This is a genomic window from Caulobacter sp. AVps16 (assembly GCF_058681455.1).
In genome coordinates this window covers 1,892,972-1,905,917 of the sequence record NZ_CM178739.1, presented here as the reverse complement: position 1 = coordinate 1,905,917, position 12,946 = coordinate 1,892,972, and the positions used below count along the sequence as shown (strand labels likewise).

General features: G+C 63.3%; 8 protein-coding genes and 1 tRNA gene. 5 read left to right on the top strand and 4 right to left on the bottom strand.

Features of this window, described 5'->3' with window-relative positions:
• Positions 1–5 precede the first annotated feature (5 nt).
• From ACW17U_RS09220 to ACW17U_RS09210, 3 genes are read left to right on the top strand one after another with little or no spacing between them, the layout of a single operon-like run.
• Entirely contained in the window at positions 6–1,274 is a 1,269-nt protein-coding gene (locus ACW17U_RS09220) for a TolC family protein (protein ID WP_492055639.1), read from the top strand.
• A complete protein-coding gene (locus ACW17U_RS09215) occupies positions 1,271–2,533 on the top strand; it encodes an efflux RND transporter periplasmic adaptor subunit (RefSeq protein ID WP_492055638.1) in 1,263 nt (420 codons plus the stop codon). Before ACW17U_RS09220 ends, ACW17U_RS09215 begins: the two co-directional genes overlap by 4 nt.
• A gap of 12 nt (positions 2,534–2,545) precedes the next feature.
• A complete protein-coding gene (locus ACW17U_RS09210) occupies positions 2,546–5,680 on the top strand; it encodes an efflux RND transporter permease subunit (RefSeq protein ID WP_492055637.1) in 3,135 nt (1,044 codons plus the stop codon).
• 346 nt (positions 5,681–6,026) lie between these two features.
• On the opposite strand, the gene ACW17U_RS09205 is transcribed toward ACW17U_RS09210, so the two are convergent.
• Both ACW17U_RS09205 and ACW17U_RS09200 read right to left on the bottom strand, forming a co-directional pair.
• A tRNA-Thr gene (locus ACW17U_RS09205) sits at positions 6,027–6,102 on the bottom strand.
• Positions 6,103–6,423: 321 nt separating this feature from the next.
• Positions 6,424–6,837, bottom strand: coding sequence for a DUF1761 domain-containing protein (locus ACW17U_RS09200; protein ID WP_492055636.1), 414 nt, complete (start codon positions 6,835–6,837; stop codon positions 6,424–6,426).
• A 169-nt stretch (positions 6,838–7,006) separates the two neighbouring features.
• Between ACW17U_RS09200 and metG the strand changes: the two genes are divergently transcribed.
• Positions 7,007–8,722 carry a methionine--tRNA ligase gene (gene metG, locus ACW17U_RS09195; RefSeq protein ID WP_492055635.1) on the top strand — a complete coding sequence of 572 codons (1,716 nt, stop codon included), beginning with the start codon at positions 7,007–7,009 and terminating at the stop codon, positions 8,720–8,722.
• Positions 8,723–8,768: 46 nt separating this feature from the next.
• Positions 8,769–9,935, top strand: a complete 1,167-nt coding sequence (locus ACW17U_RS09190) for an MFS transporter (RefSeq protein ID WP_492055634.1) — start codon at positions 8,769–8,771, stop codon at positions 9,933–9,935.
• Here ACW17U_RS09190 and cysN read toward each other — a convergent pair.
• On the bottom strand, positions 9,923–11,839 hold the full coding sequence (gene cysN / locus ACW17U_RS09185) for a sulfate adenylyltransferase subunit CysN (protein ID WP_492055633.1): 1,917 nt from the start codon (positions 11,837–11,839) through the stop codon (positions 9,923–9,925). The genes ACW17U_RS09190 and cysN overlap by 13 nt on opposite strands.
• A complete protein-coding gene (cysD, locus tag ACW17U_RS09180; RefSeq protein WP_492055632.1) occupies positions 11,839–12,810 on the bottom strand; it encodes a sulfate adenylyltransferase subunit CysD in 972 nt (323 codons plus the stop codon). Before cysD ends, cysN begins: the two co-directional genes overlap by 1 nt.
• Positions 12,811–12,946: the final 136 nt, after the last annotated feature.

Below are 12,946 nucleotides of genomic sequence, written 5' to 3'. Positions count from 1 at the left end.
AATCCATGTCCCGTCCTATCCACGGTCGCCTCGCGCGATCATGGCTGCTCGCGTCGGCGATCGCCGTCGCGCTGCCCTTCACGGCGCAAGCCCAATCCCTGGCGCTGAACCAGGCGCTCGCCAGAGCCGCTCAGGCTGATCCCACTCGGGCCGCCGCAGAGGCCCGTATCAAGGCCGCAGACGCCGGGGCGCGGCAAGCCGACGTTCGCGCCAATCCAGTCCTCGGCGTCGAGCTCGAAGACCTGACCGGAACCGGCCCCTATTCCCTCGTCGATCGCGCCCAGGCCACTTTCTACTACCAGCAGACCCTGGAACGCGGCGGCAAGCGAGAGGCCCGGACTGCCCTGGCGCGAACCGAGATCGACCTGGTCCGCCTGCGCCATCAGACCAAGGTGCTGGACCTCTTCAAGGAGGTCGAACTGGCTTGGGTCGAAGCCCTGGCGGCTGAGGCCCAGGCTCGCCTGGCGCGAACGCGCCTGGACATCGCCGAGCGCGCCCAGGCTGAAGTTGATCGCCGGGTGAAAATGGCCCGTGACCCGCTGTTTGCCGGTGCCCGTGCCGAAGCTCAGGTTGCCGAGGCGAGGATCGCCTTGTCGCAAGCTCAGCTGGCTGCCGACACCGCCCGGCGGACCTTGGCCGGCTATTGGAACGACGGCGTGGATTTCGAGATCGACGCCGCCGCGTTAGAAGACACCTCGGCCGCCCGGGAGATCGCTGGCGAGGCTTCCCCCGTGGACCTGGCTCTGCTCGACGCCGAGCGACAGACCGCGACGGCGCGGGTTCGCGTGGAAGAAACCAAGGCCGTTCAGGACCCGACCTGGCGCGCAGGTCTGCGCTATCTGAATGAAGGCCGCGACGTGGCCGTCGTGGTCGGTGGGTCGATCCCTCTCGCGCGCTACGACACCAATCGCGGAGCCATCGAGCGCGCCCAGGCCGAACGCACGGCGGCCGACACAGATCTGCTGACCGGCAAGGTCCTGCGCGAGCGGCAGATTGCCAGGCTTCAGGCCGACCTGACCGCACGGGCCAGTGAAGCCCGTCGCATCGAGGCGGAAGTACTGCCTGCCGCCGAACGCACCATTGCTCTGGTTCGCGAAGGGTTCAACCGGGGCGGCTTCAGCTATCTCGACGTCATCGAGGCCCAGCAGGTCCTGATCGACGCCAGAAGCCGACGGCTCGACGCCCTCAAGGCCTTCCACACCGACCGCGCCCTGCTGGCCCGCCTGACCGGCCGCCACGCGGCCCTTATTCCCGCTTCGGAGACTGTCCGATGAACCGTGTTTACACCCGGCGCGCGTCAGTGCGCCTTGCCCTGCTGATGGCCGGTAGCTTGTTGCTCTCCGCGTGTGGCGATGGTGCCAAGCCCTCCGCCGAGGCCGAAGGGCACGCCGCCAAGGCCGGCGACTTCGAACGTGGCCCGCATCGTGGCCGAATGCTGCGCGCCGGCGATCTGGCCATCGAGATGACCATTTTCGAAGACGGGGTCGACCCGGAATTCCATGTCTATGCCTATCGCAAGGACAAGCCGGTCGACCCGCGTCAGGTAGAGCTGTCGGTCGAACTGACCCGCCTGGGCGGCAAGGTTGATAGGTTCCACTTCACGCCACAGGATGACTATCTGCGCGGGGCGGGCGTGGTGCATGAGCCCCACTCTTTCGACGTGAAGGTGCGCGCCAGCCAAGGCGGTCAAAGCCATCAGTGGACCTATGCGTCCTACGAAGGCCGAACCACAATCAGCGCCCAGGCTGCCAAGGCCGGGGGCGTGAAGACTGAGATCGCCGGGGCGGCCGATGTCGCCGAACTGGTCGACATGGCGGGGCGCGTTGAGATCACGCCCGAGGGAAAAAGCGAGGTCCGTGCCTGGTATCCGGGCCGGGTGATGGCCCTGCGCGGCGAGCTTGGAAGCCAGGTCCGCAAGGGGCAGTTGCTGGCGCGCGTAGAGTCTAGCGAGAGTCTGCAGACCTATTCGATCTTCGCGCCGATCAGCGGAGTCATCGTTGAGAAGAACCTCAATGTCGGCGATGTGGCCGGCGAGAGGGCGATCTTTGTGATCGCCGATCCGACCAAGCTGCACGCCGAGTTCTTCGTCTATCCGCGCGATGCCGAGAAGGTGCGTGTCGGACAGCCCGTGCAGGTTCGCAGCCTGGCGGGCGACACCAAGCTGATGGCGCGGGTCGAAGCCGTGCTGCCGACAGCGGACCTGGCCAGCCAGACCCTTCTGGCGCACGTCCATCTGCCGGAGGGCTCAGCCGCGTTCCGGCCGGGCATGGGCGTCGAAGGCTCATTCCAGGTCGCGTCCAGCCGGGTTCCGCTGGCGGTTCGCACCAAGTCCCTCCAGCGCTTCCGAGACTTCACGGTCGTCTTCGCCAAGGTGGGAGACACCTACGAGGTGCGGATGCTGGAACTGGGCCGCCAGACGCCGGAATGGACAGAAGTCCTGGGCGGACTTGAGCCTGGAACCGAATATGTCGCCGATGGTGCCTTCCTGATCCGCGCGGACATCGAAAAGTCCGGCGCGAGCCACGACCACTAGGAGCGCGCAACCATGCTTGACCGCATCATCGCGCTGTCAATCCGGCTTCGATGGATCGTCCTGGCGCTCGTCATCGTCTCGTCGATTGTCGGAGTCTGGAGCTTCCAGCGCCTGCCGATCGACGCCACCCCCGACATCACCAATGTCCAGGTGCAGATCAACACCGAGGCACCCGGCTTCTCGCCCCTGGAAGCTGAACAACGCATCACCTTCCCGATCGAGACAGCCATCGCCGGCCTTCCAGGTCTGGAATACACCCGCTCGGTGTCGCGCTATGGCCTCAGCCAGGTCACCGTTGTCTTCAAGGACGGGACGGACATCTATTTTGCGCGGCAACTGGTCAATGAGCGGCTGCAGGCTGCACGTGCACAATTGCCGACTAGCCTGACGCCCGAGCTTGGCCCGATCGCGACGGGCCTGGGCGAAATCTTCATGTACACGGTCGAGGCTAAGCCCGGTGCGCGTCGTCCCGACGGTAAGGCCTATACGCCTGAAGACCTGCGCACCCTGCAGGACTGGGTGATCCGGCCACAGCTGCGAAACACACCCGGCGTCACCGAGGTCAACACCATCGGTGGTTTCGAGCGGCAGTACCATGTCACGCCTCTGCCTGAACGCTTGTCGGCCTATGGCCTGACCATGGCCGATGTCACTGACGCCCTGTCCACCAACAACAGCAATGTCGGGGCCGGCTATATCGAGCGCTACGGCGAGCAGTATCTGGTTCGCGTTCCCGGCCAGGCCAGCGGTGTTGAGGACCTGCGCGGCACGATCATCGTCAATCGCGGCGGCGCGCCGATCCGCATCGGTGACGTGGCCGATGTCGGTCTGGGCGAGGAGCTTCGCACCGGGGCCGCGACCGAGAACGGCCAGGAAGTGGTGCTGGGCACGGTCTTCATGCTGGTTGGCGAAAACAGCCGCACCGTCGCCCGCGCTGCGGCGCTGCGTCTGGAGCAGGCCGCCAAGTCTTTGCCGGCCGGCGTCATGGCCAGACCGGTCTATGACCGCACCGAACTGGTCGATCGCGCCATTCGCACGGTCGAAAAAAACCTGGCCGAGGGCGCTCTGCTGGTGATCGTCGTGCTGTTTTTGCTGCTCGGCAACATCCGCGCGGCGCTGATCACGGCAGCGATCATTCCCTTCTCCATGCTGATGACCATAACCGGCATGGTGCAGAGCCGTGTGTCGGGCAATCTGATGAGTCTGGGGGCTCTGGACTTTGGCCTGATTGTTGATGGCGCGGTGATCATCGTCGAAAATTGCCTTCGCCGGTTCGGCGAGGCCCAGCATCGTCTGGGCCGCCTGCTTAGCAAGGAGGAGCGCTTCGCCCTGACCGCCTCCGCGACCGGCGAAGTGATCAAGCCGTCGCTGTTTGGCGTGCTGATCATCACGCTCGTCTATGTGCCGATCTTCGCCCTGACCGGGGTCGAGGGGAAGATGTTCCACCCGATGGCCATCACCGTGGTCATCGCCCTTACGGCCGCCCTGGTTCTGTCCCTGACCTTCGTTCCCGCCGCCGTGGCGACCTTCGTCAACGGCAGGGTTGAGGAGAAGGAAAGCCGCGTCATGCGAAGCGCGCGCCGACTCTATGAACCAGCCTTGGCTCTGGCGCTGCGCCTGCGCATTGCCATTGTGGCCGGTGCGGTCGCTCTGGTGCTGCTCGCAGGCTTCGCCGCCAGCCGGATGGGCTCGGAGTTCGTGCCCAATCTCGACGAGGGGGATATCGCCATGCACGCCCTGCGCATCCCCGGCACCAGCCTCACCCAAGCCATCCGCATGCAAACGGCCCTGGAGGCGCGGATCAAGCAGATGCCGGAGGTCGAGCGCGTGGTGGCCAAGATAGGTACCGCTGAGGTCGCCACCGATCCCATGCCGCCCAGCGTTGCCGACACCTTCATCATGCTGAAGGACCGCAAGGACTGGCCCGATCCGCGTAAGCCACGTGCCCAACTGGTGGCCGAACTCCAGGCGGCCGTGGCCACCATCCCGGGCAACAACTACGAGTTCACCCAGCCGATCCAGATGCGGTTCAATGAACTGCTGTCGGGCGTACGCGCCGACGTGGCCGTAAAGGTCTTCGGCGACGACCTCGACCAGCTACTCGAAATCGGCGAAAGCGTTGGCAGCGTGGTCGAGGGCATCGAGGGCGCTCAGGACGTCGGTGTCGAACAGGTGACCGGTCTGCCGGTCTTGCAGATCACTCCAGATCGCGCCGCCCTGGCCCGACTGGGTCTGAACGTGCAGGACTTGCAGGAGGTCGTCGCCACCTCGATCGGCGGCGCGGTGGTGGGCCAGGTCTTCGAAGGCGACCGTCGTTTCGACGTTGTCGTTCGACTCCCGGAGGCGATCCGCCGCGATGTCGATGGTGTTGGCCGGCTTCGCGTCCCGCTGCCGCAGGCCTCTGACGGGTCGCGTGGCTTCGTACCGCTCCAGGACGTGGCCAAGGTCGAGACGGTCATCGGCCCAAACCAGATCAGCCGCGAGGATGGCAAACGCCGGGTTGTCATTACCGCCAATGTGCGCGGTCGCGACCTCGGCTCGTTCATCACCGAGGTCCAGCAGAAGGTTGGCACCGAGGTGGAAATCCCCACCGGCTACTGGGTCAGCTACGGCGGCACGTTCGAACAGCTGATCTCAGCCGCCAAACGGCTTCAGCTGGTCGTACCGGCCGCGCTACTGCTGATCTTCGGCCTGCTGTTCGCTCTGTTCAGATCGGTGAAGGACGCCGCCATCGTATTCTCCGGTGTGCCCCTGGCCCTCACCGGCGGCGTCGCGGCGCTGCTTCTTCGTGGATTGCCGCTGTCAATCTCGGCGGGCATCGGCTTCATCGCGTTGTCGGGTGTGGCGGTGCTCAACGGCGTGGTCATGGTCAGCTTCATCCGCAGCCTGCTAGCGGAGGGCCGGTCCATCGAGGAGGCAATCTCTGAGGGCGCTCTGAGCCGGCTGCGGCCGGTGCTGATGACGGCCCTGGTCGCCAGCCTGGGCTTTGTGCCGATGGCGTTCAATGTCGGTGCCGGCGCTGAAGTTCAACGGCCGCTGGCGACCGTGGTGATCGGCGGGATCATCTCCTCGACCCTGCTGACGCTGCTGGTCCTGCCGGCCCTCTATCGGCTTGCAGGGGGCTCTCAACGATCCGCGCAAAACTAGAGGGGCATCGAGTGTTCGGGCCGCCCAAGGGGTTACGCCCAAGGGCGGCCGGCCGATCAAGTGCTCGGTGTACGGCCTGCGCGGCCCGGCTGGCGAACAAGTGGGAGGGCCGACCTGACGCCAGCATTGGCGGGAGAGATGTCCATTGAGACCCCGCGCGCTCTCAGGGTCGGTCGGAGATATGCAGTTGCCCCTAGCGGGGGCGCTTCAGCAATCCGATTGTCTTCCAGCCTCTCACGAAGGAGAGCCGTGGCCGCTGGCCGTTCTTAACCCACGGTGCTGTAACCTAGGTGTGGGCCGATCGGATGACCCAACTTTAGGCTACGGTCTTATCTATTGAAAAAATTGGTGCCGGTTACAGGAATCGAACCCGTGACCTTCGGTTTACAAAACCGCTGCTCTACCAGCTGAGCTAAACCGGCATCTTTGAAAACACTGGTGTTTTCAGGCTGTCGCGCGACTGTTGTCGGAATACACCCACGCACGGGCTTCTCTCTAGTCGGGCTGCCATGCCCTTGGCAACTGCTACCTAGGCTTTGGTGTCGAAACCCTGACCTTCGGCAAGTTCAGAACGATCTCCCAGTCTAGTGGTTTGCTGCGCTGAGCGACTTTGACCGGCGCTGCATTCTACCATGGCCAGGCTCGAGTTGAGGGAACCGAGGTGACCTGACATGCGATGGTCCCGTATCGTCACTAAGGGGTCGTAAATGGCATTCCGTAGCTATCGCCTGAGCGCGGCCTTCTCAACCGGCGCGCGGCTTCAGCTTCAATCCGCCGAGCAGGGCTCCGCCCAAGGTGTAGGTCAGCAACTGGTAGCCCCCGTCGATCCAAAACAGAGACAGATTTCCTGCTGCATAGACATAGTCCAGCGCGACCACCGTCAGGTCAAAGAACAGGCAAGCGGCCAGACCAACCTTGGCACCGCCTAGCCAGGTGCGTGCCTCCAGCCGACGGATCAGCCAGTCCAGACCGATCAGGATGATCGCCATATTGAGGATCCCAAGGCCCATTCGCCATTCGGTCCCGACGAAGTCCGCCTCCGTCATCCCCATCGCCTTCATCCAGGCGGCACTGAGGAGAATGCCATACCAGAGAATGCCGATGACTTGCCCGACGACAAGGGCCGCAACCCAGCCCAGCCAGTTTATGGTCTTCACAGGTCAACCTCCCACGATGCCGGATCAGTGTCTCCGGTTCTCCCCAGAGGCAGGGAGCCTGCATAACTTTGTTTGGTCAACGGTCCGGCGCTTTTGTTTCGCGGCCCGCCCTTCTATATGCGAACGCCTGTTTCCTTGATCCCCGACTCCCCCGGAAGATTTCCGCCTCATGGCTCGTATCCTGATCACCTCCGCCTTGCCGTACATCAACGGCATCAAGCACCTGGGCAATCTGGCAGGATCCATGCTGCCGGCGGATGTCTACGCGCGCTTCCAGCGGGCCCGGGGTCACGAAACGCTCTATATCTGCGCGACAGACGAACACGGAACTCCGGCTGAACTGGCCGCCGCCGCCGCCAGCCAGGACGTGGAGACCTACTGCGCCGAACAGCACGTCCTGCAGCGCGACGTGGCGGAAGCTTTTGGCCTGTCCTGGGACTGGTTTGGTCGGTCATCCTCGCCGCAGAACCGCAAGCTTACGCAACACTTTGCCGAAGTGCTGGAGGCCAATGGCCTGATCGAGGAACGCGTCGACCAGATGGTCTATTCCATCGACGACAAGCGCTTCCTGCCCGACCGCTATATCGAGGGCACCTGCCCGCACTGCGGCTTCGACAAGGCGCGTGGCGACCAGTGCGACAACTGCGGCAATCTGCTGGATCCAACCGACCTGAAGAACGCCTATTCGGTGATCTCGGGCTCGCGGAACCTGGAGGTGCGCGACACCCGCCATCTCTATCTTCTGCAGACCAAGATGGCCGACAAGATCCGGGCCTGGGTCGACAGCCACGCCGAATGGCCGCAGCTGGCCAAGTCGATCGCCTACAAGCATCTCGACGAGGGTCTGATCGACCGCGGCATTACGCGCGATCTGGCCTGGGGCGTCCCGGTGGTCAAGGACGGCGGGCCTCGCCCGGGCATGGAGGGCAAGGTCTTCTATGTCTGGTTTGATGCCCCGATCGAATATATCGCCGCGACCCAGGAATGGGCCGACGCCGAAGAGGGCCGCGACTGGAAGCGCTGGTGGCGGACCGACGAGGGTGCAGCCGATGTTCGCTATGTTGAGTTCATGGGCAAGGACAATGTCGCCTTCCACACCGTCAGTTTCCCGGCGACCATCCTGGGCTCGGAAGAGCCGTGGAAGAGCGTCGACATGCTCAAAGCCTTCAACTGGCTCAACTGGTATGGCGGCAAGTTCTCGACCAGCAACAAGCGCGGCGTGTTCATGGACGCGGCTCTGGAAATCCTGCCACCCGACTTCTGGCGCTGGTATCTGACGTCTAACGCGCCTGAGAGCAGCGATACCGCGTTTACGTGGGAGATGTTTGCCAGCGCCGTGAACCGCGATCTGGCCGATGTGCTCGGTAACTTCATCAATCGCATCCTGAAGTTCACCGAAGGCAAGTTCGACGGAGTCGTGCCTGAAGGTGGCACGCCTGGACCCCTGGAAGAGAAGCTCTTCGCCGACGTATCCGCGCGCCTCACGGATCTTGCCGAACAGATGGACGCCATCGAGGTTCGCAAGAGCGCCCAGGCGCTCAGGGCCCTTTGGGTGGTCGGCAACGAGTATCTGCAAGAGGCCGCGCCCTGGACGGCGATCAAGACAGATCGCGATCGAGCCGCTGTGATTGTCAGAACAGCGCTCAACCTGGCTGCGCTTTACGCGAAAATTTCTTTGCCCTTCATCCCGTTTGCCTCAGAAAAGATCGCCGAAGCCTTCTCGCTCTCTTTGCCGGCCGCCTGGCCCACCAGCGATGCAAGGCATGAGCTCTCGTCTCTTCCGGTCGGTTTGACGGTCCGTGCGCCTGAGGTTTTGTTCAGGAAGATTGACGAGGACATGATCGCCGAGTGGGCAGGCCGCTTTGGGGGAGCCGAAGAGGCGTGATCTTCATGGGCGTCAGGTATGCCGGCCGTTCGGGCGACCTTGGCCGATGAGTAGCCTGACGCGGCTGAGTATCTTCTACGTCGCGATGTATCTCGGGACCGGTGTGAGCCTGCCTTACATCGGCACCTATCTGCGCGATCGCGGGATGAGTGGCGCGGCGATCGGCTTGATCCTCGCCATTCCCATGTTGGCCCGGCCGTTCACCGGGCCGGCGCTGGCGGTTTGGGCTGACGGGTTCACCCTGCGCCGCTCGCCGATGATCCTTTTGTCGCTGGGTGCGGGCCTGGGCTATGCCGCCTTGCTGATCGCGCCTGGCGCGCTGGGTCTTGCGATCGCATGGTTCATTGGCCAGACCCTGCTTTCGACGGTTTCGCCGCTGGTCGACGTCATGGCCTTGCGACGTGCGCGCGCTGAATCGTTCAATTACGGCCTGCCGCGCGGGACGGGATCGACCGCGTTCATCGTCGCTAACCTGATCATGGGTGTCGTCCTGACTTTGGCGGTACCAGCTGTCATTCCAGTCTGGATCGCGGCTTCAGCCTTTCTGACGGCCGTGGCGGCCCGTCTGGTCATTCCGGCGGACCCCGTCCACACCGATGGGGCCAAACCCATCGGCGCTGATCGCTGGAAGGGCCTCGGAGCGCTGCTGAAGGACCGCAACTTCCTGCTGGCTGTGGTCACAGCGGGCCTGATCCAAGGGGCTCATGCCTTCTACTATGGGTTTTCTACAATCCTCTGGCGCGGGCAGGGCATTTCCGAGCCGGTCATTGGGCTATTGTGGGGTGTCGGCGTCGCGGCAGAGGTGGCGTTCATGTGGTTCCTGGAGCCATGGCGCCGCCGCATCGGACCCGAGAAGCTGATGATCCTCGGGGGGATCGCGGCGGTCCTGCGTTGGCTGGCCTACGCATTCTCGCCGCCGCTCTGGCTCTTGTTTCCGCTGCAGGGCCTCCACGCCCTGACCTTTGCTGCCAGCTTTCTGGCCTCCTTGCGACTGATCGAAAAGCTGACCCCGCCTGCAAACGCTTCGGCCGCTCAGGCGCTTAACTCGGCATTGTCCGGCGGCTTCACGCTGGGCATTGCCACCCTGCTTGCCGGTCCTTTGTTCGATGCCAGCAACGCCTTTGGCTATCTGGCCATGGCGGTTATGGCAGCCTTGGGCCTGGTTGGAGCCATTGCCCTTAACCGCCGCACCGGGCGCGTTCAGATGGTGTAGTCGTTTTCCTGCCCTTCAAGCCATTCGACGATCCGTTCGGCCGCTTCAACCGGGCTCATGCTAGTGGTGTCGATGCGCAATTCGGGTGCCTCGGGCGCTTCGTAGGGACTGTCGATGCCTGTGAAGTTCTTTAGCTGACCGGCGCGCGCCTTGGCATAGAGGCCCTTGACGTCGCGGGCTTCAGCCACGGCGAGTGGGGTGTCTACAAAGACCTCGATGAACTCACCGACCTCGAGGATCTCGCGCGCCATTCGCCGCTCAGCGCGGAACGGCGAGATGAAGGCCGTCAGTACGATCAAGCCCGCATCGACCATGAGCTTGGCCACCTCCGCCACCCGGCGGATGTTCTCTACCCGGTCTTCTTCCGTGAAGCCCAGGTTCTTGTTGAGACCGTGACGGACATTGTCGCCGTCAAGAAGGTAGGTGTGGCGACCCAGGGCGTGCAGTCGCTTCTCGACCAGATTGGCGATGGTCGATTTCCCTGCGCCCGACAGGCCGGTAAGCCAAACAACCTGACCGCGCTGGCTCTTTAGTGCAGCGCGAGATTGTTTCGTGACGTCCGTATGTTGCCAGTGAATGTTATCTGCCCTTCGCAGCGCGAAGTTCAGCATGCCGGCACCGACCGTACGGTTGCTGATCCGGTCAATCAGGATGAATCCGCCCAGTTCGCGGTTATCCGCATAGGTCTCGAAGGGCACCGGTTGATCGAGCGACAGATTGACCAGTCCGATTTCGTTCAGGGCCAGCCGCTTGGCGGCCGTCCGTTCCAGCGTATTGACGTTCACCCGGTGCTTTATCTCGGTGACGGAAGCCCCCACGGTCCGAGTGCCGATCTTCAACAGATAGGCCCGTCCTGGAGGCAGGGGGTCCTCGTCCAGCCACACAACGGTCGCCTCGAACTGCCCGGCGACCGGGCAGGGGGCTGCCGCCGCCACGATCAGGTCGCCACGGGAGATATCGATCTCGTCGCACAGGGTCAGGGTCACGGACTGACCGGCTACAGCCTGCGGGAGGTCGTCAGGCAGGGTGACGATGCGGTCGATGGTGCTTTCCTGGCCTGACGGCAGGACACGCACGCGATCGCCTGGCTTGACAACGCCGGACGCAATTAGCCCGCAGAAGCCGCGGAAATCGAGATTTGGCCGATTGACCCATTGGACGGGCATGCGGAACGGCTTGGCTTGCAGATCATCTTCGACCTGGATGGTCTCCAGCCAGTCCATCAGAATTGGACCCTTGAACCACGGCGTTTCAACGCTTTGGCTGGCGATGTTGTCTCCACCAAGGCCCGAGATCGGTATGGGCGTGAAGACGGAAAGACCGATTTGATCCGCAAAGGCGCGGAAGTCCGACACGATGGCGTCGTAGCGCGGCTGATCCCAGCCGATCAGATCCATCTTGTTCACCGCAAGCACGATGTGGCGAATACCGAGCAGGCTGACCAGATAGGCATGGCGGCGGGTCTGGGTCAGCACGCCCTTGCGGGCATCGATCAAAATGATCGCCGCATCTGCGGTCGATGCCCCCGTGACCATGTTACGCGTGTACTGCTCGTGGCCGGGGGTATCAGCGACGATGAACTTGCGCCGGTCCGTCGCAAAGAAGCGATATGCGACGTCAATCGTGATGCCCTGTTCACGCTCGGCGGCCAGACCATCCACGAGAAGGGCGAAGTCGATCGCCCCGCCCTGAGTGCCGACCCGCCTGGAGTCCGCTTCAAGGGCCGCAAGCTGATCCTCGAAGATCATCTTGCTGTCATAGAGCAGCCGGCCAATCAGTGTGGATTTGCCATCGTCGACGCTGCCGCAGGTGATGAAGCGAAGCAGCGACTTGTGCTGGTGTGCGACCAGATAGGCGTCGATGTCGTCCGCGATCAGGTCAGAGGGCGTGTACACCTTGGTCATCAGAAATAGCCCTCCTGCTTTTTCTTCTCCATAGAGGCGGACTGGTCATGGTCGATGACGCGGCCTTGCCGCTCGCTCGTGGTTGCCAGCAGCATTTCCTGGATGATCTGGGGCAGGGTTGAGGCCGTGCTTTCAACGGCACCGGTCAGAGGGTAGCAGCCCAGGGTGCGGAACCTTACGCTCCTCATCGTCGGGGTTTCGCCGGGCAGCAACCGGAACCGATCATCATCGACCATGATCAGAGCGCCGTCGCGCTCGACCACCGGCCGTTCTGCCGCGAAGTAAAGTGGCACGATCGGGATGCTTTCCAGATGGATGTATTGCCAGACGTCGAGTTCGGTCCAGTTGGAGATCGGGAACACCCGCAGGCTTTCACCGGGGTGTTTTCGGGTGTTGTAGAGCTTCCAAAGTTCGGGCCGCTGGTTCTTCGGATCCCATCGCTGCTCGGCTGACCGGAAGGAGAAAATGCGCTCCTTGGCACGACTCTTTTCCTCGTCACGGCGTGCGCCGCCAAAGGCGGCATCGAAGCCGTGTTTCGCCAGCGCCTGTTTCAGACCTTCGGTCTTCCACATGTCGGTGTGCAGGGCGCTGCCGTGGTCAAAGGGATTGATGCCCTTGGCCTCGGCTTCCGGGTTCTTGTGGACCAGCAGGTCGAAACCCAGGTCAGCGGCAACCTTGTCGCGTTGGGCGTACATCGCCTGAAACTTCCAGGTGGTGTCGATATGCAGGAGCGGAAAGGGCGGTCGCGACGGGAAGAAGGCCTTGGCCGCCAGATGCAGCATCACAGCGCTGTCCTTGCCAATCGAGTACAGCATTACCGGGCGATCGCATTCCGCTGCGACTTCGCGCAGGATGTGAATGCTCTCTGCCTCCAGGCGCTGGAGATGGGTCAAGCGGGCCGGCGAGATCTCGGTCATGAATGTTTCCGGCAAAGCGCTGGGCGCGATCGGTTCAAGCTGGGTAGGGGCCAAAACAGGGGTCCGCAAACAGAAAAAGTCCGTTCCACCCTGGATCGAGCCAGCGCGGACTTGCTTCCTGGCGACCTAGGCAGTGGAGGCCGAGGGGGCAAGCGCTGGAATTCTGGAGGCGCTGTCAGCTTGAGTGGCA